Below are 24,589 nucleotides of genomic sequence, written 5' to 3'. Positions count from 1 at the left end.
TTTCATATTGAGGTTGTATCTTATGTCTTTATCAAAACAATTACTTATCTTGCTAACGCTGATTTTTCTGATTGTGTTCTCAGTAAATTTTGTCATGAGCATGGACAATATCCGTAGTTATCTGCAAGGTGAATCGGAAGTCCATGTACAAGACACTGCAACCTCTCTCGGATTATCTCTCAGCCCGCATATGGCAGATGAGACCGATCCTATTCTGCGAACCATGATGAACGCCATTTTTGATACCGGCTATTACAAAGAAATGCGTTTATTGGATGTCGACGATAACGAGCTGATTCGACTGACCAATCCAGATGAAGTCAGAGGTGTACCGAATTGGCTGATTACACTGCTGCCAATTGAGACTGTTACTGCCGTCAGTGAAATCAGCACCGGTTGGAATATTGCCGGTAGCCTGCATGTCACCAGCAATCCCGGTTATGGCTATCTCAAATTGTACGAGCAATTTAAATCCACCCTGAAATTCTCCCTGCTGATTTTGCTTGGCGCGATCATGCTGCTGTTGATTGTATTAAGAATGACCTTGCGTCCATTAAAAGACATTACCAAACAGGCTGATGATATTTCTGCTGGTAAATTTACTGTTATCGAGCATTTGCCCTGGACCAAAGAAGTTCGTTCTGTGGCTAAATCAATGAACAGCATGTCGAGCAAAATCGGCAAAACCATTCATCATTTGAATACCCGGCTGGATAAACTGAACGACAATCTCAACCGTGATCCACTGACCCATTTATTAAATCAACAAACCTTTAATGTTGACGTTAAACAGGCATTGTCGATTGGAGAATTCGGTCACGTTATCTATATTAAATTCGATGATTTAAGCGCGATTGCGAAAAATCATGGCAAGCAGTCAGTTGATGAATTACTAAAAGCTTTTGCCGGTCAGTTAGAACAACTGCCATTTCAACACACCCGTTGTTACCGTTGGTATGGATCTGAATTTGCTGTGATGACAACTGGCAGCAATGCCGACGATATCACGCTGCTTGCAGAACAAATTCAATCTTTGGCCAATGCTTTAGGTCAGCAATATGATCATGCTGATCTCTTGCATATGGGTATTGTTTCATTTGAACGCAGCAGTGAGTTTGAACGAATGGTTCCTGCGCTGGTTGAAGCCTACGAACAGGCTCGCATGATTGAAGCCAATGCGTTTTATCTCAAAGAAAATACGCTTAGCTCAATGACCGAAATGAGCTGGAAAGCCACCATCGAACAAGTCATTAAAACCGATTCCGCAGTTATCACCTTTACCAATCAGGCTTATAACTACAGCGATACGGTTAAACCGACCTTAGTCATGCGCGAAGCCTTTACCGAAGTTCGTGATGAAAACGGTGATTTGCTGCCAATAGGAACATTTTTCTCAATGGCCGAAGCATTTGATCTGGTTGAAATTTTGGACAAACACCTGGTACAGAAAATATTGAAACTGATGTCAGCTGAAACCGATCCTGCTCCGGTCACCATCAACCTGTCTCTGGTTTCGATCGCCTCGCTGGATTTCCGTCAATGGTTGGCAAAAGAAGTTATTCAGTCAGGTATTTCCCCTGCCCTGTTAGCCTTTAGTGTGACGGCTTATGCCGCAGCCAAAGACCTGGAAACCTTTACCAACTTCAGTATTTTTGTCAGACAACTAGGCGCACACAGTTTGCTGAAACGTTATAGCAGTGACGTCATCCCAGTGAACCTGCTTAAAGATCTGCATATTGATTACATCCGTCTTGCCCGTGATTTAACGACCGATATCAGCAGCAATACCAATAAACCGGATTTGCTGGATATTATTCAGGAAATTGCTCGTTTAATTGAAGTGCGGGTATTGGCCGAAAGTGTGCAAGATGAAGAAGACTTCCTGTGGTTGCAACAGGCAGGCTTATTCGGGATCAGTCGTTAGTCAATGTTAAAACGGCTAAAGCCAATTGTTTTAGCAGCCATCCTCGCATGGTTGCTACCGTTTTCGGTACCGCTGTTAGCAGAGTTACTGATCTCGGATGCATTACTGCAAAAGATTGAAAAACAATACGACCGTGATGCCAGAAACCGGGTTGAGGCCTGGCAAACATTAATGTTGGAAGGCAAAGAGCTGACGGATCTGGAAAAACTCACTCTGGTGAATGATTTTTTCAACAGTAATATTATGTTTGTCGATGATATTTTGCTGTGGAATCAGGAAGATTACTGGGCTACCCCCATAGAAATGCTGTCAATGGGCGCTGGTGATTGTGAGGATTATTCGATTGCCAAGTATTTCACGCTGAAACAACTCGGTGTTGATGAAGATAAACTGCGTATCACCTATGTTAAAGCCGTTAGTTTAGGTCAGGCACATATGGTGCTGACGTATTTTGAGAATAGACGGGCCATCCCGCTGGTTTTGGATAACCTGATTAATGAAATCAAACCGGCCAATCGTCGCCAGGATCTGATCCCGGTTTACAGTTTTAATGGTACGGGTTTATGGCTGGCGAAATCCCGCGGTGAGGGACAACGGGTCGGTGATGCTTCACGTTTATCATTATGGGAAGATCTGACTGCCAGAATGCGCGCCGAAATGGGAACCAGCAGATAATTAACCTTAGTTCTGGAGAAGCACAGCTATCCAGAACTCAGGTTAATTACAATGTTCGGCCAGCGATCTGATTAATCTGAGCAATCTGCTGCTGAATTTCGATTTGTAACTGCAGCAATTGGTGACGATGGCTATTGGTCACTTCCTGACTGCGTAACAATGTCGTTAAATCGATGCCACCCATATCAAAACTGCGTTGCTGCATCGAAACATATTGCTGACTGACATCAAACTGCTGTTTCAACATTTCTTGTCTTTGCTGCAAGCTGTTCAGCCTATCCATTGCCGCAAGTAAAGCGGCTTCCAGTTGCCGAAGCTGCTGTTGCTGGGCAATTTGCAAATCAGCTAATTGTCGACTTGCAGCAGCAATAGCCGGTTGCTGATAGCGGGCATCATTCAAAGCAAAATTCATCCCAACACCGATACTGTTATTGTATGGGGCGGCGTGTTCATCACGTTCTCGTTTAATGCCTAGCGACAAGCTTGGATGGCGCACATTTTCATAACGGGCATTGGCGACTTCACTGCGTTGTCTGGCAATTTGCTGTTCCAGTTCGGCCAACAAAGGATGATCACGATGAATTTCTGGCGATTCCGGCAGACGTTCTTCAATTTCGTCGGGCAACACTTGCTGCCCGGTCAGGTAACGATATTGATTTAAGCTTTGTTGCAGATCCAGTTTTGCCGAGGCAAGTTGCGACTGCATTTCCAGCTGATGCGTTTGTGCCAGCAACGCTTCAGAATCAGCCAGATCACCACCCTCAACGCGATCTTGGACACTTTTCAGTAAATTTTCTGAGTTTTCCAGTAAGCCTTCGGCATGACGGACTTTAGCCGCTGAAAGCATTACCTGCCAGACATGCTCTCTCACCTGAGCTGACGCATCCAAACGGATCCGTTGCTGATAATAAGGTACTTCTGCAGCCAGATGACGAGACAGATTCTGTTGCTGACGTTTTTCTCCGGGCAGCCAGATCGGCATTTCTACCGAGGTTTCCCATTCCTGTAAGCCATCACCGCTACCGATTACATCATTGTAATGATTGACCGACAAACTTAACGGCTCGGCGAATAACTGACCGGCCAATGCTGAACGACTTTCTGCCAGGGCATCCATACTGGCTTCAGCCTGACGTGCCGGATGATGCGTGAAAACATAATCTGTCAGGGTTTTCAACGTAACAGCCGCAGCATCATCCGCGAAAACCGAACTACTGACGCCACTGACTGCCAGCCAAATTAATAAACCCAGTGAATGTCGCTTCATCGTTTTATCCTTTTTCTGTTTGTGTCTTGCCGGAACGAAATTTAGCCATATAGTCGGCAATACTTTCGTGGAACGACAACAAGGCAGGAATGACCAGCAACACTAAGATGGTGGCAAACATCAGGCCGAATGAAATGGAAACGGCCATCGGAATTAAAAATTGTGCCTGAGGTGAAGTTTCAAACAGTAACGGTGTCAATCCGCCGATAGTGGTTAGTGAGGTCAGTAACACCGCCCTTAAACGCAAAACTGATGCTTCGATAATGGCAGTTTGGGTATCGAGCCCTTTTTCACGTAAGTTCTTGAAAAAGGTCACCAGTATAATCGCATTATTGACCACAATACCTGACAGACCAAAGATGCCGAATAACGACAGAATGGTCAGATCTATCCCCAACAGCCAGTGGCCAACCAAAGCACCGATTAAACCAAACGGTATCGCTGTCATCACCACCAACGGCCAGCCGTATGAGGCAAATACCCAGGCGAGAATAATGTAGATCAGCGCAAATGCCAGCAATACCCCTTGTTTCATATCACCAATAGTATCGGCCTGCTCTTCCGCCCTGCCCTCAAATACCACCTGAATGCCATAGCGTGACGTCAGATCGGGTAAAAATTCTGCTTGTAAATCTGCCAAGATCGTATTGTTATTGGTCACCAGACTGTCGACTGTAGCAGTTACATGCACCGCTAAACGGGTATCAGTATGCCGCAACACATCAAAACCTCGACGAGCATCAAAATGCACTACCGATTCAAGTGGCACACTGCCGCCGTTTGGTAAACGGATCATAAATGCATCCAAGGAAGCCTGCGTATTTCGCTGACTATCCGGCAACATCACCCGCACTTCGACTTCGTCATCACCGTCCTGGAAGATCTGCACCAACCGTCCGTCATAAGCCGCTCTTAATTGCCTGCCGACATCTTCAACGGTTAATCCCAGCACCTTCCCTTGATCCTTAAGCCGATAAATCAGTTGCGACTGACCATAAGGCAGATCGTCTTCAATGGCACTGACTCCTGGGTAGCGTTGTAAGGCTTCGATTACTTCTTTTGCAGCAGCTTTCAGAATATCGGTATTGCCACCAGTCAGACGGATATCAATATCACTGCCCGGTGGACCACCACGGCGTTCGGAAATAGTAAATGTCTCGATGCCTGCTGGCAGTACAATCTTTTCACGCCAGGCATTGATAAAGGTCTGATTACGCACATCACGCTGATCCGGAGAAGTCAGCTCTACTTGCATAGAAGCAAACCGATCATCAATTTGTGATTCGGACATTCCACCTGCTGTGCCAGCAGCACCCAACTTACTGGTTGCTACATCCACTAGGGGTTGCTCCCATTGCTGATCGGTCTGCTCTAAGGTGGCGGAGATATGCTGCAGAAATTTATCCACTTCACTACGCGGCGTGCCAGCGACAAAACGTGCATTGGCTAATACAGTGGTGCCTTCCGGTGACGGGAAAAAGTTAAAGGCGATTCGCCCGCCGGCTAATAAACCAAAACTGATAATCAGTAAGCCAATTGCCACACTGACGGTTAAACCGCGGTTTTTAACCGTCTGCGTGACCAGCGGACGGAAGAGATCATCACGCAGATAATTAAAAGCGCTGTCTAATCGTGCACGAATGGCCGAGGGTTTAGCATGATGAATGTTGTGAAAACTATGGCGTAAATGTCCCGGCAATATCAGAAAGCATTCGATTAATGAGGCGATAATCACACAGATCACCACAAACGGAATATCAAACAGAATATTGCCAATGACCCCGCTAATCAGCATCAACGGAATAAATGAGGAAATCGTAGTCAGCGAAGATGACAGAATCGGTGCCAGCATTCTTCTGGCGCCACCTTCTGAGGCGGTCAACGATGGTTCACCGCTCTGGTAGTGTGCGAATGCATCTTCGCCTACCACAATCGCATCATCGACAATGATCCCCAATGACATAATCAGCCCAAACAAGCTGATCATATTAATGCTGCCACCTAAAGCGTATAAAACGGCCAAAGCCGCCATAAACGACACCGGTATGCCAACAGCAACCCAGAAAGCTACCCGCCCATGCAAAAATAGAAACAAAATACCTAACACCAGCAACAAACCGCCCAAGCCATTTTTCAATAGCAAATTGATGCGTTCTTTTATTAGCTGCCAACTGGCATCGTAGACCTTTAGCTGAACGCCTTCCGGCAAACTGCCGGCTTTTTCATCCAGCCATTTTTCAAGGATCCGCGCGCTTTTTAACGAATCAGCATTTTCGGTACGCTGCAATTCCAGCTCAATAGCCGGTTGGCCTTGATAAAACAGGCTCATTTGCTTGCGTAATGGCCGACGCTCAATGGTTGCCACATCTTCCAGTTTGACTAAGCCACTGGCAAAGTCTGACTGCAAGGCGAATTCGGCAAATGCCTGTACACCACGGCCTTGATCCAGACTACGGATCTGTCGTGTGCTTTCATCATTACCAATTTCACCAGCGGGAAGGTCCTGACTGAGCTGAGCAATACGATCAGCGACCTGATCCAGATCCAGTCCCAAGGCCTCTAATTTGGATTTATCCAGTTGAATTGCAATTTCTTCGAGCGGCAGACCGCTGATATTAATGCGTGAAATACCGCGGTCCAGCAGTTCGTGCTCGATATCATGAGCAAGGTAACGCAGCGAGGCCAGATCGCCGGTTTCACTGGTAATCAGAATACGCGCCACACTTTCGTAATTAGTGACCAAAGTGACTTCGGGTTCTTCACTGTCAGTAGGCAAATTACGGATCTGTGCGATACGATCTTTAACCTGATCCAGCGCCTGACCCATATCGCTTTTTTCGATAAATTCAATGGTAACCAGCGACATACCGTAAGACGAAGTGGAAGTCATTTTTTTTACATAGTCGACACTGCGTAATTCCTGCTCTACCTGACGGGTGATTGACTCGGCAACGTCTTCAGCACTGGCACCACGCCATTCAATTCGAACGGTAATAATATCCAATGCAAAGGTAGGGAAAAACTGTGTATTGATTCGGTTTAACGACAGGATTCCGGCGAGAATCATCACCAGCATCAATAAATTAGCGGCAACCTTATGTTGGGCAAAGATGCCGATAAAGTCGCGACGCACCGTATTATTCATTTTTAACACTCACCGCTAAGCCATTGATAGCATTAGGTAACTGCGTGGTAATAATCAGATCGCCCTGTTGTAAATCCTGACTTTGAATCAACAAACGACTTTTACCATCCTGATCCGAATAATCGCCGATTTTGCTGACCTGGACGGCTTCAAGACGATTATCACGAACCCGATAAACCCGATCCAGACCATATAAAGCGCTGTATGGAATCGCGATACTGTTGCGGCGGGGCGGTAACGTAAGCTGTACGCTGACAAACTCTCCGACCGCTAAGGGGCCAGGCTCGCCTTTTAGACGGAATAAACCATCACGACCCGCCACATTGGCATTCACTTCACCACCGAGTCGTTGTAATTCAAATTGATAACGCTGACCGGCAATCTGTGCTGTGGCATTTAAACTCCTCTGGGCAAGCACTGGATAAATATCCACCAGATAACGCTGTGGGATGGATGCCCGTAACTCCAATTGCTGCATATCATAAAGAGTCATCAGCGCATCGCCGATCTGCACTCTGTCACCCTTGGCAATCTGGCGACTGCTAATACGACCATTAAATGGCGCTCTGATAATCGTACGACTGAGATCCAGTTCCGCACGATTCATTTGAGCTTGGGCTTGTTTACGTCTGGCGTTGAGTTCGGCAAGACGAATGGGATGATCCTGAATATCAAATTGACGTTGTTTAAGTGTCAGAATTTGCTGCTGTTGCAGTGAGATGGATTCATCTAATAAGGCTTGGGAGCTTAACTGGCTTTGTTGTAATTTTTCAGCGCGCGTCACCGCTGCTTTAGATAAATCTACCAACTGTTGCTGCGTACTTAACAATGCTTCATTACGTTTGAGCTGAGACTGTTCAGCAGCGATCTGTGCATCAATCAAAGCCAATTCCGCTGCAGCCTGATCCAGTGCCAATTGTGCTTCTTGAGGATCCAACTCGATTAACACATCACCTTGCTCGACCTGCTGCCCGTCAAATACATGTACTTCAATCACATCAGCAGTAACAGCCGCTCGAAGATTGGCCATTTGCGGGGCTTCAAGCCGCCCATAGAGAGTTAAGGTTGGTGATAAATCAGCAAAATCAATCTGCTGAGTATCCACCAACACCGCTTGAGACGGACGATCCTGGGTAGGAGCTTGCGGGCGAGTACTGATCAACGTGCTGAAAATCACAATGGCTAATGCCACGACCAGCAAAGGTGGTAACAAACGTTTAATCAAAGCCCTACTCCGTAATAAATATCATCCGTGACTTTGGCAGATCACTCCGCTTCTGTCACGATGATAAGACGTAACGCATCCAATTTTAATTCAGCATGTTGAAGATACTGCTGCAGTTGTTGTTGCTGTGCTTGCATCGCTGCAATTTCTGCCGGCTTGATATGGGTATTTTTGTCGGCAAGATGTTGCAAGCGTTGTATTTCATTATCCGTCAGCTGAGTCATTTTAGTGATGGCATCAGCGATAAACTGTTTTTGATATTGAGCAGCCACTTGTTTACCGGAATCAATTAAGCCGTCAATGCGTTCCCGAGCTACCTGCACCATCTGCTGCGCAGTATGTTTTGGAATCCGTCCCACTTGCTGATTCATCTCCTGCTCGGTTAAATGCTCATCCAGACGCCGTGCTTTTTCATCTATGACGAGCCGCAGATACGATTCAGGTATAAAGCGGGTGATATTAAACTGTTTTGGTGCCGGGCAATGCATCACAAACGCCACTTCCAGCAATAAACTGCCAGCTGGCACCAGATTACTTTTCAACTGACAAAAAGCGGTATTGCCCAGATCAGAGCTGATCACCGCGTCCATTGCCGATAGCACCAAGGGATGTTCCCAGCTTAAAAAAGCCATATCTTCACGTGACAGCGCTCTGTTACGTTGATAAGTTGCCGTCAGGCCATCTTCTGGCAAATCAATTTCATCACTGCGCAGTTCATCACCGCGTTGCAGAATAATGCTGTCAGCACTATGCGCCTGCTGTTCAACACCATAAGCATCAAAGAAATCATCCATAAAAGCTGCCAGTTCCAATGGACTGCTGGCTTCTTCAACCTGCATCAGGATCTCTTTTGCTGAAGATTCATCATAGGAATTCAGCGTCAGCAGGCGATCTCGGCCTTGACTGAGGTTTTCGCGTAATTGCTGTTCAGCCTGTTGCGTCTCTTTGAGTAATTTGGCAAAGGCTTTTTTATCTGCAGGATCGCGCAGACACTGTTCCAGTTGTTCAGCAAATTGTTCACGCAAAGCAGAACCCGTTTTGCAGACAGATTCAAACGCATTTAATCCCTGCTGATACCAGTCGAGCAGCAATTGCTGAGCCGTATCCTGATAAAACGGCAGCACGATATTGACGGTATTGCGTTGACCAATACGATCCAGACGACCAATGCGCTGTTCCAGCAAATCCGGATTCAGCGGCAGATCGAATAACACCAAGTAGGAACAGAACTGAAAGTTTCGACCTTCACTGCCAATTTCCGAGCAAATCAGGATCTGCGCACCCTCTTCATCATCTGCAAAAAATGCTGCAGCGCGATCACGATTGATCAACGTCATATCCTCATGGAACACACTGCTGCGCACACCATGTTGCACCCGCAGATGCAGCTCCAACTGTTGAGCAGTTTCAGCATCGGCGGTAATTAATAAGGTTTTTTCACTGCGATGCTGTTTCAACCAGTTGACCAGCCAATCAACTCGCGGATCCAAATCCAGCCAGTTTTCGCCCAGTAATGCTTCCGGCTGCAATAAGTCAGTTAACTCACTATCTGCTGCAGGCAAATAAAGTTCGGGGGCAGGTAATGGCTGTGTTGTTAATTGACGCTCAGGGAAACCTTTCACGGTATCGCGGGTATTACGGAATAAAATCCGTCCAGTGCCGAATTGATCCAGAAACAGTTGTTTGGCCTGTTCGCGTGCCGTTTCAAATTCATCTGCAGAACTGAGTGCTGTCAGCAGCGTTTTATCCAGATATCCGGCCAATGCCTTTTTCAAGCTTGTGTTCGCGGCAAAATCAGCAGCCGATTCAACAGCCATTAATTGATCGAGTAACAGGCTGATTTGCTGATATTTTTGCTGTTCTTCTCGAAACTGCTCTAGATCGTAGTAACGATCCGGGTCCAATAGTCTCAGCCGGGCAAAATGACTGTCCATGCCCAATTGTTCTGGAGTGGCGGTGAGTAATAATACCGAGGCAATCTGCGCCGCCAGTTTTTCGACCAGCTGATAACCCTCGCTGCTGTTATCAACATGCCATTGCAGATGATGCGCTTCATCCACCACTAACATATCCCAGCTCGCCTGCAAGATGTCTTGTTGCATTTCCGGATGGTTTTCCAGTGTCTGCAAATCGGTTAATACCAATTGCGCGCTGTCATAGGCATTACCTTCGTTTAATTCAACCAGGGCCTCATAGCGCTCGGCATCAATCACGGTAAAGGCCAGATTAAAACGCCGCAGCATTTCCACCAACCATTGATGCAGCAATGCCGAAGGAACAATAACCAATACCCGGCTGGCTCGTCCCTGCAGGATTTGCTGATGCATAATCAAACCGGCTTCAATGGTTTTGCCCAAACCAACTTCATCAGCCAGTAATACGCGGGTGTTAATACGATTGGCCATCTGTGAAGCGATATAAAACTGATGCGGTAAACATTGCACCCGGCCACCCAACAGACCAAATACCGGCGATTGATGCAATCGATGAAAATATTGGTGGGTACGCAGCCGCAATTGAAACTGGCGGTTTTTGTCTATCTGTCCGGCAAACAGACGATCGGTGGCCTGGCTGAACTGTACATAACTGTCCAAATCCATTTCATGAATACTGATGGCTTCACCACTTGCCGTTTCACCCTGATAGATAACACAGCCATTTAATGGATGTTTTTCGCTGATAGTGAATAACTGGCCATTACGGGTTTTTACCTGCTCGCCAACGGAATAATCCACCCGACTCAACGGCGCATTATTCGCTGCATAGCTGCGTTGTTCATCGGCGGCGGGAAATGAGATTTCAAGACGGCGACTGGTGACTTCAGTGATGATTCCCAGACCTAACTCGGCCTCGCTGTTACTGACCCAACGTTGGCCAACTGCAAAACTTAATTCTGACAAACTGTGTTACCTGATGATTGAACGGTGAAAGAAATGCTGCTCTGCATAGCACGCGAGCAAACGATGGCGATATGGTAAATTGTCAGGCTGTATTTTCCTATAGCAAATAAAATGTCCAGCCAATTTTTTATTCTACGCGCCGCATCCAGTGTTGAATCCGAAATAAAAAAATCGCGTTTTATTGGTTTTGCCATGCCCTGTGACAACGAACAAAGCGCCTTAAAACAATTGCGTCAAGTGGCTGCACAGCACCCCTCCGCCAATCATTTGGCCTTTGCCTGGCGGATCCGTGCGCCGGAAGGATTTATCACTGAACGTTTTTTTGATGCCGGTGAACCGTCCGGTACCGCAGGCCGACCAATTCTGGCACCGCTGCAAGGCGAAGATCTGATTAATACTGTGGTTGCGGTGATTCGTTATTTCGGCGGCGTTAAATTAGGCACCGGCGGATTAACCCGCGCTTATGGCAATGCTGCCAAACAAGCCATTGATGCCGCCGGGAAACTGCCTTGGGTGGAAATGGCGCAACTTCGTCTGCAGATTGATTACAGTCAGTTGCAGATGCTGGAATACCAACTGAAACAGATCCACGGTCACATCATCGATCAGCAATTCACTGACACGGTCACCGTAATGATCGAATTACCTGCTCAACATCTGCTCGCCATTCGTGAACAGTTCAGTTAGTGATGGTGATTAATCGCTCATTGAGTTCAACGTTGTTGAACGCAAACTGCTGCTGAATAAACGCCAGACTGTCGGGATGATAGAAAAATACATGGGTGATATCGTTTTTATAATGCCATTTGGCAAAATCAATTGCGTTATCAAAAAGTTGCGTCATACAAAACAATTTACCGCCCGGTTTCAGTAGCGACTTAAGACGAGCGAATTCCACAGCTGGACGGTGGAAATGCTCCACCACTTCACAGCAGATAATAAAATCATATTGCTGATCTAACACTCTGTTATCCGGATAAAAAACCGGATCATACAACCGTGTCTGATAACCGTTTTCAGTGAGGATCTTGCTGATAACTGGGCCGGGACCTGCACCAAAATCCAGACCGATTTTGTCAGTCGGTATTTGCTTCAGGATGGCCTCAGTGATGGGTGAGACAAACTGCTGATATCGAGGATCATTAACGTCATTTTCATGGGTCAGATACAGCGCTGTTTCGCTGTCACGATCCGGCAGATGCTGTTTGTCCATCTGCACGGCATGACATTCATTACATTGCCAGTAATCGCGACCGCGCCAATGCTGATAAAACGACACTGGCGCAGCACATAAGCGGCAATTGTTCTCGGACCAGAGGTTCACAACGGTAAAAAGCTGGTCAGCAATCCTATCAGCCCACCAAACACACCACCCCAGACAACCAGCCAGCCCAGATGCTGACGGATCAAATCCTGAATCATCTGCTTGACCATTTGCGGTGTCAGTTCATCCAGTCGACTGTGGACGATGGCATAAATCTGCCGGTATAAATCATCACTGACCGGACCACTGCTGAGTTTGTCACGCAAATGCTGCTGAAAATGTTCACTATGAGCAATGTCATTGAGTGACTGCTGCATTTTGCGAATAAAGGGTTCTTTTAATGGTTTGAGTGCCTTGGCACCACCCACCATCGACAACATGCTGCCAAACGAAGATTCCATAATGGTGGCCACCAGGTTATCAAATACCGGATTCAGGTCGGTTTGATCGATGATTTCGGAAAAATCGAGCTGATTCTCACGTTTTTCATCCAGCATTTCACTGACAAAACGATCCAGATTCTGCGGATTGAAAAACTGCTCCATTACTAGTTTTTCAATGGCGCTGCGAAACTCACTAAACCTCGCCGTAATAACACCAGAGCCATATAAGCCAGGCACTTTTTCAAACAGCATATGAATGGCCAACCAGTTGGTTATGCCACCGGCCAGGGCAAACATACCCGTGGCTAATACGGGCTCGCGCCAGGGTGAATCCAGCAATAAACCTGCGCCAACCACAGCGGCAGCGCAGAGATTCGTCAATAAACTCTTATTCATAGGCGGCGGATGCTATTTAATCTTTGGTCCAGCGGGTTAAGGCTTCAATGATCTGTTGCGCCTGATCACGACTTGAAATATTGAATTTTGAACGTTGGCCATACTCGCCATTACGTTTTTGGTAGCGACGAATCGTATATTTATCCGGGCCAAATTCGCCGGTTTTACGATCCAGATCCTGATAACGGAACATCACGGTTGCCCAGGCGCCTTTGGTTAACACAACCTTGTCTAATTCTTTAACTGTAGTGACATCACCTTCTTGATAGGTCACCGTTAACTCATCAACTGTTTCTGACATAAGCTATCTATTCCTTTGATTTAATTATAAAACTGTTTAAGTGCGCTGTATAAATACCAGGTATCACGACTGCCAGCGAGTTCACGGATGGAATGCATGGCAAAGGTTGGTACACCGATATCCAGCGTTTTTACCCCGATGCTGCTGGCCGTTATTGGACCAATGGTGCTGCCACAGGCCATGTCTGTGCGAACCACAAAATCCTGAACCGGCACATCAACCAGTTCGCAAATCTGCCGAAACCGTGCACTGGTTTCACTGTTGGTTGCATAACGCTGATTGGCGTTACTTTTGATAACCGGGCCTTTATTCAAAATAGGCCCGTGCTGCGCATCATGACGATCCGCATAATTTGGATGAATGCCATGGGCATTATCCGCAGAGATCAATAATGACTGTTGAAGCATCCGTTGAAAGCTTTCATTGTCCTGTGCCAATCGCTGCAGTACCGACGGTAAAAATGTGCCCTGCGCACCACTGGTCGATACACTACCGACTTCTTCATGATCGGTACATACCAACAAGGTCGCTTTATCTTTCGAGCCAGCCAATAAAGCCTGTAAACCGATATAACAGCTGAGTAAATTATCCAGCCGCGCCGCACTGATAAAGTCTTCATTAAGACCAACTAATGCAGCAGGTTGGGTATCGTAGAAGCAGATTTCATAATCCAGCACTTTGCCGACGGTCTGTTCGCCATGTTCGGAGCGTAGCTGTTGTTCCAATAAGGCACGAAAATCCGGTTTATCGCCCTCTTCGGTCTGCAATACAATCGGCGGCAAATGCAATTGCGGATTGATACTGCGATTCTGATTCACTTCCCGATCCAGATGAATCGCCAGACTGGGGATAATCGCTACAGGCTTATTGAAGTTGATCAGCGTGTGACGTAATTGATTATCTGCATCCACGTAACTGACTCGGCCAGCCATCGATAAATCACGATCAAACCATGGGTTTAACAAGGCGCCACCGTAGACTTCCACGCCCAGTTGCCAGAATGAGTGTTTCACCGTGCCAGGTTGCGGTTTCACTTTTAAACATGGACTATCGGTATGTGCCCCGACCATTTGCAGGCCTGCTTCAGCGATAGGTTGTTCTGGCAGATTAAAGGCAATTAGTGATGAGTCATTACGGGTCACAAAATAGTGCCCCGGCGCTAATGTTCCCCAACTATCCTTTTCATCCAGCGACTGGTAACCGGCGGCTATTAACGCCGATTGCATATTCGCTACGGCGTGAAACGGCGTAGGTGATGCGTCAATAAAATCAAGTAAACCTCGATTGAGATTTTGGGGAGACATGCTGCTCATGATGAATTCCGGAGTCTGTAACGTGGCGATATGTTAACGATTTTGGCGCAATCAATGTGACAAATTCATGGGATAAATTCAATCTTCGATGACCTGACCACGATATATGCGCTTACTTTTGCTTTTTTTAGGCGGCACATCAGGTGAAGATTCAACGACAGGTTTTGCAGATTTTGGCGTGTTAATCGCCCGCTCTTCTTCAACAATCACATGACCTCGATACATGCGCTGCGGTTTAACTGAAGTCTGAGTTACCTCAGTTTCTGCGACCTGCTGACGGCGCAAGCCGAGGGCGGCGAAGATATCTGCCTGATCTTCAATGTTGGCTCGCTCACTTAATGGCATTCTGAGCGTACTGTTAAAACTGGTACGTTCAATCAACAGTCTCGGTAATAAATTGGCAACAGCAATGCCTTTAACCGAACCAAACGCCATTGCTTCAATACGTCCATTTTCAAAAATAATATGGCAGGCTTTGTTATCTGCGGTGCTTAAAAATAAGGTGCCGCTTTTTTGCTCGTTACACAGCGTCAGTAATCGGTTCAGAATTTCCGTTGTCTCAAGCATAAGTCCCTCATTCTGTATCGTCCTCTTTTTTAGAACGAATGATGCGCCGGGCATTTCCGCCGTGAAGACGGCAACGATCTGCCAATGCACCCAATGACCAGGCTTCTGGTTGGCGTATTGCCACTGAACGTTTGCACTTTTTGCCTCCCGGCAACCTTGCGCCACATGGCGGACGATAACGTTTAATTTTTTCCCAACCTTCCAAAGTTTGGGTGGCTTTACGAATCACTTTGACTTCGCGAGGCGACAAACTGTTTTGATCCACAGGACGGGTTTTCTCGTCGGTTTGGCGCCACCAGTAACGAACTACCGGCAATGGCAATCCGAAACGGCGGGCTAAATCATCGGGTTTTCGGTAAATTTCCATTTCAAGCAGCGTCAATGCAGCTTGTTCAAGACGGGCGGTAAACTCGCGACTTTCTTCAGGTGTCATGCGGATAAACGGGGGGCTGCAGAGCAATGACCTCTTCGGTTAAATCAATATCATCAGATTCGCTGATGGCGACATGTCGCACGGAAACACCTGCATCAATCACGCTTTGTGGATCGCCAGTAATTAATGGATGCCACTCAGGTAACGATTCGCCTTCGGCAAGTAAACGATAGGCACAGGTATCAGGTAACCAATCAAAAAAATGTGCCTGCTCGACGCTGAGTTGAATACAGTCCGGCACTGTCTTTTGACGATTAGCATAATCCTTACAACGGCAAGTGGAAATATCTAATAACTCACAGGCGACCCGGGTGTAATACATACGGCCATCAGTATCGTCTTCCAGTTTATGCAGGCAGCAGCGACCACAGCCATCGCAAAGGCTTTCCCACTCGGTATGTGTCATCTGTCCCAGACGCTTGTGTTTCCAGAATTCGGCAGATGTTTTATGCTGGTCAGTCATGAATCAATCAGTCTTATTGTCTTCGCTGCTCAGTACGCTGATACAGCAATTTAAACCGCAATCAATTTTAGTTGCGGGAGATGCGGCCAGGTTGTGCCTGAACGACTGCCAAGATACCAGATCCCAGACGCTGACAACACCATTTGAACAATCCCAATTGCAACAGATCCACAGCGTAGATCTGGCTGTTATCAGTGATTTGACAGAGACATTACCCTTGCAGAGCGGGCAACAATGGCTGGGTTATTTACGTAATTTGCATGCGCCGCATATCATTCTGATTACCGATCCTGCGCAAGCGCAGCGTCAGGGATGGCAATTTCGTGATTATCTGGCCATGGGACTGCATCATATTGCTGGTACCAGCGATGGATTGCAGTTGTTCAGTTACGCTATTGAAAATTATCAGCCCAAACGCGACTGGCTGAATAGCCGCTTTTGGGCAAATCCGGAAAACTATGACAAGTATCGCTGGTAAGCTGTCATCAGATTGTCATCAAATCCCTCTAGTTTGCTTGGGGATTCTTGAGTAACACAATGAGCACTCGTACACTTCAAAATACTGCACCAATTTATTAATCAACTTTTTAATAAGCTACCAAAATGGAAAACATGGAAACACAAATTGATTTGAATAGCTCCGAGCTTTATCTGAATCGTGAGCTGAGTTTGCTGGAATTCAATTGGCGCGTATTACAGCAGGCTCTGGACCCCAGTGTTCCGCTGTTGGAAAGATTAAATTATTTGTGTATTTCCAGCACCAATCTGGATGAGTTTTTTGAAGTACGCGTTGCGGGGCTGATTCAACAAATCGAAATTGGCGACCCCTATCTTGAAGCCGACCAAATCAGTGCTCAGGAAGCATTAAGACTCATCAGTGCACGTGCCCATGAACTCGTCGATGAACAATACAGCGTGCTCAATAATGAGCTGTTACCTTTGTTGGAACAGCAAGATATCAAGGTTCTGGCACGTCCAATGTGGAATGCTGAACACAGTGCCTGGCTGGAACAATATTTCCGTGATGAAATTCAGCCAATCCTCAGCCCGATTGGATTGGACTCATCTCATCCCTTCCCCCGCTTACTCAATAAGAGTTTAAATTTTATCGTCTCAATGGATGGTAAAGATGCCTTTGGCCGTAATATTGGTTATGCCATTTTGCAGGCGCCTAGAGCATTACCAAGGGTGATTCAATTGCCCCAGGAACTGTGTGAACCGGGGCAATATCACTTTGTGTTTTTGTCTTCGATCATCCATGCGTTTGCTGATGATTTATTTTTCGGTATGAAGATCAAGGGCTGTTATCAATTCCGGGTAACCCGTAACAGCGACCTTGCCATCGATACTGAAGAAACCAGTGACTTGCTGGCTACCATTGCCGATGAGTTGACACACCGCAACTATGGCGACGAAGTACGTCTGGAGATTGCACATAACTGTCCGGAAGAAATGGTTAATTTCCTGCGTGACCAATGTGCGATGCAACAGGAAAACGTTTATCTGGTCAATGGACCGGTGAACCTGAGTCGCTTGCAAGCATTGCATTCAATGGTGGAACGCTCGGATCTGAAATTCAAACCTTTTACTCAGGGCCGCCCAAATGGTCTGACAGCTGATGTAGAAATCTTTGGTTTGTTAAAACAGAAAGATGTGCTTTTGCATCATCCGTTTCAGTCATTTACCCCGGTCATTGATCTGATCAAACAAGCGGCAACCGACCCGAATGTACTGGCTATCAAACAGACCCTTTACCGTACCGGCGCTATTTCACCGATCGTGGATGCCCTGGTTTCAGCCGCGCACGCTGGAAAGGAAGTCACCGTCGTAATTGAATTAAGAGCACGCTTTGATGAAGCCGCTAACGTGGCATTAGCCGCTAAATTACAGCAGGCTGGTGCACATGTTGTGTATGGCATTGTCGGTTATAAAACCCATGCCAAAATGTTGCTGATTTTACGCCGTGAAAACAATAAATTACGCCGTTATGTTCACCTTGGAACTGGTAACTACCATCGCAATACCTCGCGTATTTATACCGACTATGGTCTGTTGACATCAGACAAGCAGATTGGTGAAGACGTTAATAACCTCTTTATTCAACTGACCAGCCTTGGCAAAATCCCTAAAATGCATAAATTGATGCATGCCCCATTCAATCTGCATCAAGGGCTGCTCGATAAAATTGATCGGGAAATTGCTCATGCTGCGGCGGGCAAAAAAGCGCATATTATTGTCAAGGTCAATGCATTGGTTGAGCCGGAAATGATTAATGCCTTTTATCGAGCCTCAATAGCCGGCGTTAAAGTGGATTTGATTGTTCGTGGTATCTGTACCTTAAAACCCGGTGTTGCAGGTGTGTCGGAGAATATTCAGGTACGTGGCATCATTGGTCGTTTCCTGGAACATACCCGGGTATTTTATTTTGAAAACGCCGGTGACATTGAAGTGTGGGCTGGCAGTGCCGATTTAATGAAACGCAACTTGTTACGCCGTGTGGAAACTTGCTTCCCGATTGAATCCAAACGTCTGCAAAAGCGTGTTATCGACGATCTGAATTTGTACCTTGCTGACAATACTCAAGCATGGATTTTATCTGCCGATGGTCGTTACCATCGTGCTGAACGTAAGGAAGGTGATGACTTGATCAGTGCACAGACCGCTCTGCTTGATGAGCTGGCGAAAACGATTTAATCATGCAAATAATCGCATTTTTCAATTTGAAAGGCGGCGTGGGTAAGACCACTTCTGCCGTTAATATTGCCTGGCAGGCTGCCAATCAAGGTATCCCTACTCTGTTGTGGGATCTGGACCCACAAGGCGCTGCCAGCTGGTTATTGCAACGCAAAAGTAAATCGAAAGCTGAAGCCAAAAAATTACTATCTGGCAAGATGCCTATCGGTGAATTGGTTAAGAAAACAGATTACCCCTCACTGGATATCATTCCCGCCGATTTTTCCTTTCGCCAAATGGACTTGGATCTGGCTAAAGCGGGAGTTGATAAAGATCAGCTGGGCAAGCTGCTAGCACCGTTTGGTGAGAGCTATTCGTTAATAGTGCTGGATTGTCCACCAAGCTTTTCGGAGCTGACCGAACAAATGTTTGCGGCAGCAGACGCGATTTATGTACCGATTATCCCAAGCCATTTATCAATGCGTACTTTTGAGCAGACCCGCGACTTTTTCAAAGAAAACAACCTTAAACCAAAACGACTGCATGCATTTTTCACCATGGCTGACCGCCGACGCAGCCTGCATCGTGTCATGCTTGCCCACCCACCCAAAGTACTGAAACATGGTTTGCAAACAGCCATTCCCTATGCTGCCGTAGTGGAAAAAATGGGTGAAGCCAGAGCACCATTGGCGGCTTTTGCAGCAAATTCTGCTGTCAATAAAGCCTATGAAGCGTTATGGGAAGAAATTAAACTCACCCTCGATAGTTCAAGCTGATTTTTGTATTTTCCAGCAATAATGAATCTTTGGATTTCTTTCAAAATCAACTGGTAATGTTGCTTTGCTAATGTCTTTTATATCCAGACCTTTTAATGCTGATGTATCCAGTTTGAAGTCCCGTCGATTGGTCGAAAAGAAAATCTCACCACCTGGATTCAACATCCTGGACACCTTGTACAGCATATCGATGTAATCACGCTGAATATCGAACACCCCTTCCATTTTGTTGGAATTGGAAAAAGTCGGCGGATCGACAAAAATCAAATCGAAACGCAATTCCTGAGTAGCGGGTTCATTTAGCCACGCTAATACATCAGCACGAATAAACTGGTGCTGCTCACCAACAAACTTATTAAGTTGCATATTATCTTTGGCCCAGCCCAGATAGGTGTTGGACATATCAACGGTAGTAGTCGATTTAGCGCCCCCTGCAGCGGCATAAACCGTCGCACTGCCAGTGTATGCAAACAGATTCAGAAAGGCTTTGCCTCTGCTGGTTTCAGCCAGCATCTGCCGGGTAATACGATGATCCAGAAATAAGCCGGTATCCAGATAATCAGTCAGATTAATCCAGAAGCGCAGATCATTTTCCCGCACTTCAAAACGCTGGCGTAATGCCGCCTGAGACTCATATTGATTAGAGCCACGTTGTTTCTGACGTAATTTCAACGCAACTTTATCGTTGCTCACTCCCAAAACGGCCGGAATGATATGCATTACTTCATCTAATCGTTCGCTGGCTTTTAACGGATCAATATCGGCTGGTGGCGCGTATTCCTGCACATGTACATAATCGCCATAGACATCGATTGCCACAGCATAATCCGGTAAATCAGCATCATAAACGCGATAACAATCCAATTGATTTTTACGTGCCCATTTCGCCAGATGGCGAACATTCTTTTTCAATCGATTGGCAAACATTTCAGCTTGTGGAGATAAGTTTTCCACTACAGATGAATTATCAACAGGCTTGGGTTTAGTTTTTGGCGTTTTATCCCAAGGTGAAGGTGAAGCCGACATTTCCTGTTGTACGGGTTTGGCATCACGGCGTAACGCTTTGGGTGCTCGATATGACAACACTTCACAGGCAATCGGCCCGTTATCAAAAGGTTTGCTGTCAAAGATGGTCAAACCGGTAAATTTACCCAGCTGGGCATTATCGGTAATAATCGTAGTACGCCATGCGGGTAAATGCTGATTGACCAAATCACCCAGTGCTTCATACAAATCATGTAAGGAAGCGGTATCACCAATGCGTTGACCATATGGTGGGTTAGAGACTAACAAGCCAACCTCTGGCAGTGTTTGAGCTACTGTTGCCCAATTCTGCAGATCACGGTGAATAACCTGAATACGATCACTGATCCCTGCTGCTTCAATATTAGCCTGCGCTGCAGTTACTGCCGTTTTATCCTCATCACCACCCATGATCATCGGTAAACGGGCCAGACCACTTAAGCGTCTTCTTTCAGCATCAGCCTTTAATTGCTGCCAGGCGGCTTTGTCGTGCTGTTTCCAATAGAGAAAACCAAAATAATCACGTTGCAATCCAGGCGCAATATCCGCAGCCATTAAAGCCGCTTCAATCAGAAATGTACCGCTACCACACATCGGATCCAATAATGCCCAGCCCTCTCTAGCCAGTTTTGGCCATTCTGCTGAAAGTAATATGGCGGCGGCTAAATGTTCTTTAATCGGTGCGTTAGTTGGGCTGACGCGATAGCCGCGTTTGTGCAGACTTTCACCTGACAAATCAAGGCTGACAATCGCTTGATTGTGTTTAAGATAGACATTTACCCGCAGATCCGGTTGATGCAAATCCACTGAAGGTCTGGTGCCAAACAAATCCCGCAGTCGATCCACAATGGCATCTTTGACTTTCTGCGCACCAAATTGTGTGTGATGGATTTTCGATCGAAAGCTATTGAAATCAATGGCCAAGGTGGTGTCCTCAGCATCAATATGCTCTTCCCAGGCCAGTTCTTTTATGCCGTTATAAAGCTGATCGGTGGTTTCAGCAGAAAAATGCGCTATAGGCATCAGCACCCTGACGGCGACCCGCGACCATAAACAGACCTGATAGGCTTCCTTAAGACTGCCGGTAAAACGGATACTGCCCGCTTCTGTTTTGAACTGTTTAATACCGATTTGTTTGAGTTCGGCTTCGAGCAGCGGCAACATGCCACGTGCTGCGGTGACGGTGAACTTATGTTTAGTCATGAAACTATCCTGATATAATCACGGCATTTTAATACAGGTAGCCCTACACATGGCAGTCAATGATAAACAACGCCGATATCTGAAAGGATTGGCCCACCCACTAAAACCTATTGTGATGATTGGTAACGCGGGTCTTACTGAAAACGTTCTGGCTGAAATTGAAAATGCACTGGCGTTTCATGAGCTGATTAAAGTACGTGTTAGCGGACAGGAAAGAGCCGATCGCAAAAAGATGCTCGATGAAATTGCCGAAAAAACCAAAGCAGATCTGGTGATGGTAATTGGTCATATCGGTGGCTTTTATCGTCCGGCCGAAAAACCTCGCATTGAGTTACCTCGTTAATTATTCAGTTAGCTGACCAGGAACGCTGCATGATTCAAAAACCAGCTGAAACACAACAGAAACTCGCCTCCATTATTGCTGAGCGCTGGAGTGGCAAAACATTTGATGCGACCCAGGCGGTAAGTGACGAAACCATTACAGCGCTTTGCGAAGCTGCATTATGGGCACCCTCCTGTTATGGCGAGGCCCCTTGGCGTTATGTCATCTGTAATAAATTCAATGATGTCACCAGCTGGCAACAAACTCTGGATTGCTTGTCTCCGGGTAATCAAATCTGGGCAGTTAATGCACCGTTATTAATTGTTACCGCTTCACAAACCAAATTCACCCACAATGGTCTTGAAAACCGCTGGAATGGCTATGATACTGGCGCAGCCAGCCTCAATTTATGCTTGCAAGCCACTGCAGCAGGTTTAATGTCTCATCAAATGGGTGGCTTTGATGCAGACAAATTGCGTCAGGCTTTATCCATTCCCAGTGAAATAAACCTCTGGTCAGTTATTGCCATTGGCTACCCGGCAGCACTTGATACGTTGACGGCAGAGCAACTGGAACAGGAACTTAAAGCCAGGCAACGGCGTCCATTAAGCGAACATTTTTTTGTCAATCGCTGGTCAGATTAACGCTACAAAATTGAGGGAAGTACAATGAAATCAATGGTGATTATCACAATCCTGAGTTTTTTCAGTGCCTCGGCCTATGCATACAATGAAATTTATCTGAAAAGACTACTTGAACAAAACCAGTGTCATCATTGTGATTTAAGCGACGCACAACTTGAAGATCACGATCTGCAGGCTGCAGATATGAGCGAATCCAATCTCAAAGGTATTAACCTTAAAAATGCCAATGCCAAAGGCGCGTGGTTTACTCACTCACGTATGCATGGTGCTCAGCTTGAAGGTGCTAATCTGAGCAATTCCTTAATGGATTATGCCCAACTCATCGATGCCAACCTTAAAAATGCCATCCTTGACGGAGCTCATTTGATTTTCTCGGACATGACAGGTGCTGACTTAACCGGAGCTTCAATGAAAGGTGCCCATGACAGAGGCATTAAATTCTGTAATACAACCATGCCTGATGGAAGCATCAATAATGATGGTTGCTGACAGAGGTTAATATTTCCCGATATTAAAAGAAATATTCCCGAACAATTACCACTGACAATTGACTCGGTTGTCGATAGTATATGGCTGTAAAAATCTGTCATAGGAATTAGTTTTGTTGCTGAAAAAATTTGTACTTGTCTGTTTGTTGGCTCCTGTTTTATCTCATGCTGCTCCCGTTACCTTGGTATTAACCAATGGTGATCGTCTACAAGGCGATTTGTTGGAGCGCAATCAGGAATCTTTAACGATTAAACACCAACTGCTCGGTGAAATGATCATCAGAACCAATACGGTAGCTGAAATCAAGACCGATTATGAAGCTTTGGCACAGCAAACACCTTCTGCTGACTCATCTACCCCTCAACCTTATGTCGAACCAGCTGGTCTTACAGCCGCTGAGCCTGAAGATACCGGTTTGTTTGGTACCGGTTGGTTATCTGATTGGGAAAGACGGTTCGATTTAGGTCTGTCGGGAAGCCGCGGAAAATCAGATAACAGTAAGGTGAATGTTGCCTTTAATGCCGATCTGGCAACCGAGAAAACCCGTATTAACAGCCGGACCGCTTATTTTTATGCTAAATCAGAAGATGAAACCTCTGACAACAGCTTTTTTACCTCGATCAACCGCGACTGGTTGCAACCGACCACACCATGGTTCATGTTTGCCGGCGGTCGTTTTGATATCGATAGGTTCAAAGATTACGACTATCGGGTGAATGCAAACAGTGGTTTCGGTTATGAGTTTGCCAACACCGAGAAGTTTTTATTTGTTGGACGTAGCGGTGTGGGTTTCAATAAAACCTTTGGTGGAGAACGTCAGGAATTTACCCCTGAAGGTCTGTTGGGCCTTGAAACTCGCTGGCGCATCAATGCTGCCCAACGTCTGGCACTAGCCAATACGTTCTACCCTAGCTTTGATTCGTTTGATGAATATCGTAACGTAACGTCATTTGACTGGATTCTGGATCTTGATGAGCGTGCAGGCGTAGCATTAAAAGTTGGCATGACCAATGAATATGATTCAGAAACTGAAGATAACATCAGTAAAAATGATTTCAAATACATGCTGTCACTGTCCTGGAGTCTGTAAAGACGTCGAATCTCACATAGTACAATGATGGCTATGTAAGATATGAGCCCTTGGGGCCGTTTAAAATTGAAGATCAGTGAACAACCTACAGCAACAACTCGAATCACAAATAC

The 24,589-nt window shown here is 46.2% G+C and carries 22 protein-coding genes; 10 read left to right on the top strand and 12 right to left on the bottom strand.

The features are described 5' to 3' along the window. The coding region (locus Q7V21_RS01895; protein ID WP_304915664.1) for a LapD/MoxY N-terminal periplasmic domain-containing protein at positions 1 to 1,924 on the top strand (1,924 nt) is incomplete at its 5' end. A 3-nt stretch (positions 1,925 to 1,927) separates the two neighbouring features. Continuing rightward, positions 1,928 to 2,599, top strand: coding sequence for a transglutaminase-like cysteine peptidase (locus Q7V21_RS01890; protein ID WP_304915663.1), 672 nt, complete (start codon positions 1,928 to 1,930; stop codon positions 2,597 to 2,599). A 46-nt stretch (positions 2,600 to 2,645) separates the two neighbouring features. Here Q7V21_RS01890 and Q7V21_RS01885 read toward each other — a convergent pair whose 3' ends face one another. The 4 genes from Q7V21_RS01885 to rapA are packed head-to-tail and all read right to left on the bottom strand — an operon-like array spanning position 2,646 to position 11,136. Beyond that, positions 2,646 to 3,866 carry a TolC family protein gene (locus Q7V21_RS01885; RefSeq protein WP_304915662.1) on the bottom strand — a complete coding sequence of 407 codons (1,221 nt, stop codon included), beginning with the start codon at positions 3,864 to 3,866 and terminating at the stop codon, positions 2,646 to 2,648. A gap of 4 nt (positions 3,867 to 3,870) precedes the next feature. Next, on the bottom strand, positions 3,871 to 7,011 hold the full coding sequence (locus Q7V21_RS01880; RefSeq protein ID WP_304915661.1) for an efflux RND transporter permease subunit: 3,141 nt from the start codon (positions 7,009 to 7,011) through the stop codon (positions 3,871 to 3,873). Continuing rightward, entirely contained in the window at positions 7,004 to 8,236 is a 1,233-nt protein-coding gene (locus Q7V21_RS01875; RefSeq protein ID WP_304915660.1) for an efflux RND transporter periplasmic adaptor subunit, read from the bottom strand. The genes Q7V21_RS01880 and Q7V21_RS01875 overlap by 8 nt, the downstream gene beginning before the upstream one ends. A gap of 41 nt (positions 8,237 to 8,277) precedes the next feature. Further along, a complete protein-coding gene (gene rapA / locus Q7V21_RS01870; RefSeq protein ID WP_304915659.1) occupies positions 8,278 to 11,136 on the bottom strand; it encodes an RNA polymerase-associated protein RapA in 2,859 nt (952 codons plus the stop codon). Between the two features lie 111 nt (positions 11,137 to 11,247). Between rapA and Q7V21_RS01865 the strand changes: the two genes are divergently transcribed. Continuing rightward, the gene (locus Q7V21_RS01865; protein WP_304915658.1) at positions 11,248 to 11,823 is read left to right on the top strand and encodes a YigZ family protein; all 576 of its coding nucleotides are present in this window, start codon (positions 11,248 to 11,250) and stop codon (positions 11,821 to 11,823) included. On the opposite strand, the gene Q7V21_RS01860 is transcribed toward Q7V21_RS01865, so the two are convergent. The 7 genes from Q7V21_RS01860 to Q7V21_RS01830 all read right to left on the bottom strand — a co-directional run bounded on the left by Q7V21_RS01860 (position 11,816) and on the right by Q7V21_RS01830 (position 16,256). Continuing rightward, positions 11,816 to 12,415 (bottom strand): class I SAM-dependent methyltransferase, encoded by a 600-nt coding sequence (locus Q7V21_RS01860; RefSeq protein WP_304915657.1) that lies wholly within the window; start codon positions 12,413 to 12,415, stop codon positions 11,816 to 11,818. The genes Q7V21_RS01865 and Q7V21_RS01860 overlap by 8 nt on opposite strands. Positions 12,416 to 12,456: 41 nt before the next feature. Then, positions 12,457 to 13,179: a DUF445 domain-containing protein gene (locus tag Q7V21_RS01855; RefSeq protein WP_304915656.1), complete on the bottom strand. Its 723-nt coding sequence runs from the start codon at positions 13,177 to 13,179 to the stop codon at positions 12,457 to 12,459. A 16-nt stretch (positions 13,180 to 13,195) separates the two neighbouring features. Further along, a complete protein-coding gene (locus Q7V21_RS01850) occupies positions 13,196 to 13,480 on the bottom strand; it encodes a hypothetical protein (protein WP_014707111.1) in 285 nt (94 codons plus the stop codon). Positions 13,481 to 13,500: 20 nt separating this feature from the next. Next, entirely contained in the window at positions 13,501 to 14,793 is a 1,293-nt protein-coding gene (locus Q7V21_RS01845) for a M18 family aminopeptidase (protein ID WP_304915655.1), read from the bottom strand. A 78-nt stretch (positions 14,794 to 14,871) separates the two neighbouring features. Beyond that, positions 14,872 to 15,360, bottom strand: a complete 489-nt coding sequence (locus Q7V21_RS01840; protein WP_304915654.1) for a hypothetical protein — start codon at positions 15,358 to 15,360, stop codon at positions 14,872 to 14,874. 7 nt (positions 15,361 to 15,367) lie between these two features. After that, positions 15,368 to 15,793: a hypothetical protein gene (locus Q7V21_RS01835; protein ID WP_304915653.1), complete on the bottom strand. Its 426-nt coding sequence runs from the start codon at positions 15,791 to 15,793 to the stop codon at positions 15,368 to 15,370. Beyond that, positions 15,783 to 16,256 (bottom strand): YcgN family cysteine cluster protein, encoded by a 474-nt coding sequence (locus Q7V21_RS01830; protein ID WP_304915652.1) that lies wholly within the window; start codon positions 16,254 to 16,256, stop codon positions 15,783 to 15,785. The genes Q7V21_RS01835 and Q7V21_RS01830 overlap by 11 nt, the downstream gene beginning before the upstream one ends. Here Q7V21_RS01830 and Q7V21_RS01825 point away from each other — a divergent pair. The 3 genes from Q7V21_RS01825 to Q7V21_RS01815 all read left to right on the top strand — a co-directional run bounded on the left by Q7V21_RS01825 (position 16,255) and on the right by Q7V21_RS01815 (position 19,705). Further along, positions 16,255 to 16,734 carry a DUF6231 family protein gene (locus Q7V21_RS01825; RefSeq protein ID WP_304915651.1) on the top strand — a complete coding sequence of 160 codons (480 nt, stop codon included), beginning with the start codon at positions 16,255 to 16,257 and terminating at the stop codon, positions 16,732 to 16,734. The genes Q7V21_RS01830 and Q7V21_RS01825 overlap by 2 nt on opposite strands. A gap of 134 nt (positions 16,735 to 16,868) precedes the next feature. Continuing rightward, complete coding sequence (gene ppk1 / locus Q7V21_RS01820; protein WP_304915650.1) at positions 16,869 to 18,950, top strand: polyphosphate kinase 1; 2,082 nt, start codon at positions 16,869 to 16,871, stop codon at positions 18,948 to 18,950. A gap of 2 nt (positions 18,951 to 18,952) precedes the next feature. Further along, a complete protein-coding gene (locus Q7V21_RS01815; protein WP_304915649.1) occupies positions 18,953 to 19,705 on the top strand; it encodes a ParA family protein in 753 nt (250 codons plus the stop codon). Here the strand turns inward: Q7V21_RS01815 and rlmKL are convergent. After that, the gene (rlmKL, locus tag Q7V21_RS01810; RefSeq protein ID WP_304915648.1) at positions 19,697 to 21,931 is read right to left on the bottom strand and encodes a bifunctional 23S rRNA (guanine(2069)-N(7))-methyltransferase RlmK/23S rRNA (guanine(2445)-N(2))-methyltransferase RlmL; all 2,235 of its coding nucleotides are present in this window, start codon (positions 21,929 to 21,931) and stop codon (positions 19,697 to 19,699) included. The two genes, Q7V21_RS01815 and rlmKL, sit on opposite strands and share 9 nt — an antisense overlap. A 49-nt stretch (positions 21,932 to 21,980) precedes the next feature. On the opposite strand from rlmKL, the gene yhbY reads away from it, so the two are divergent. The 4 genes from yhbY to Q7V21_RS01790 all read left to right on the top strand — a co-directional run bounded on the left by yhbY (position 21,981) and on the right by Q7V21_RS01790 (position 24,476). After that, on the top strand, positions 21,981 to 22,274 hold the full coding sequence (gene yhbY, locus Q7V21_RS01805) for a ribosome assembly RNA-binding protein YhbY (RefSeq protein ID WP_304915647.1): 294 nt from the start codon (positions 21,981 to 21,983) through the stop codon (positions 22,272 to 22,274). A 29-nt stretch (positions 22,275 to 22,303) separates the two neighbouring features. After that, positions 22,304 to 22,897 (top strand): nitroreductase family protein, encoded by a 594-nt coding sequence (locus Q7V21_RS01800; protein ID WP_304915646.1) that lies wholly within the window; start codon positions 22,304 to 22,306, stop codon positions 22,895 to 22,897. Between the two features lie 24 nt (positions 22,898 to 22,921). Further along, positions 22,922 to 23,386 (top strand): pentapeptide repeat-containing protein, encoded by a 465-nt coding sequence (locus Q7V21_RS01795; protein WP_304915645.1) that lies wholly within the window; start codon positions 22,922 to 22,924, stop codon positions 23,384 to 23,386. A gap of 112 nt (positions 23,387 to 23,498) precedes the next feature. Then, positions 23,499 to 24,476, top strand: a complete 978-nt coding sequence (locus tag Q7V21_RS01790) for a YdiY family protein (RefSeq protein WP_304915644.1) — start codon at positions 23,499 to 23,501, stop codon at positions 24,474 to 24,476. Positions 24,477 to 24,589: the final 113 nt, after the last annotated feature.

This window comes from Methylophaga sp., assembly GCF_030651745.1.
The sequence above is the reverse complement of the archived record's forward strand: the minus strand, read 5'-3'. Positions and strand labels throughout refer to the sequence as shown.

Coding starts and splice junctions, on each gene's coding strand:
- Q7V21_RS01890 (WP_304915663.1), top strand. CDS start 1,928: ATGTTAAAACGGCTAAAGCCAATTGTTTTAGCAGCCATCCTCGCATGG.
- Q7V21_RS01885 (WP_304915662.1), bottom strand. CDS start 3,866: ATGAAGCGACATTCACTGGGTTTATTAATTTGGCTGGCAGTCAGTGGC.
- Q7V21_RS01880 (WP_304915661.1), bottom strand. CDS start 7,011: ATGAATAATACGGTGCGTCGCGACTTTATCGGCATCTTTGCCCAACAT.
- Q7V21_RS01850 (WP_014707111.1), bottom strand. CDS start 13,480: ATGTCAGAAACAGTTGATGAGTTAACGGTGACCTATCAAGAAGGTGAT.
- Q7V21_RS01835 (WP_304915653.1), bottom strand. CDS start 15,793: ATGACACCTGAAGAAAGTCGCGAGTTTACCGCCCGTCTTGAACAAGCT.
- Q7V21_RS01795 (WP_304915645.1), top strand. CDS start 22,922: ATGAAATCAATGGTGATTATCACAATCCTGAGTTTTTTCAGTGCCTCG.
- Q7V21_RS01845 (WP_304915655.1), bottom strand. CDS start 14,793: ATGAGCAGCATGTCTCCCCAAAATCTCAATCGAGGTTTACTTGATTTT.
- yhbY (WP_304915647.1), top strand. CDS start 21,981: ATGGCAGTCAATGATAAACAACGCCGATATCTGAAAGGATTGGCCCAC.
- Q7V21_RS01865 (WP_304915658.1), top strand. CDS start 11,248: ATGTCCAGCCAATTTTTTATTCTACGCGCCGCATCCAGTGTTGAATCC.
- Q7V21_RS01855 (WP_304915656.1), bottom strand. CDS start 13,179: ATGAATAAGAGTTTATTGACGAATCTCTGCGCTGCCGCTGTGGTTGGC.
- Q7V21_RS01815 (WP_304915649.1), top strand. CDS start 18,953: ATGCAAATAATCGCATTTTTCAATTTGAAAGGCGGCGTGGGTAAGACC.
- Q7V21_RS01830 (WP_304915652.1), bottom strand. CDS start 16,256: ATGACTGACCAGCATAAAACATCTGCCGAATTCTGGAAACACAAGCGT.
- rlmKL (WP_304915648.1), bottom strand. CDS start 21,931: ATGACTAAACATAAGTTCACCGTCACCGCAGCACGTGGCATGTTGCCG.
- Q7V21_RS01840 (WP_304915654.1), bottom strand. CDS start 15,360: ATGCTTGAGACAACGGAAATTCTGAACCGATTACTGACGCTGTGTAAC.
- Q7V21_RS01825 (WP_304915651.1), top strand. CDS start 16,255: ATGAATCAATCAGTCTTATTGTCTTCGCTGCTCAGTACGCTGATACAG.
- Q7V21_RS01800 (WP_304915646.1), top strand. CDS start 22,304: ATGATTCAAAAACCAGCTGAAACACAACAGAAACTCGCCTCCATTATT.
- ppk1 (WP_304915650.1), top strand. CDS start 16,869: ATGGAAACACAAATTGATTTGAATAGCTCCGAGCTTTATCTGAATCGT.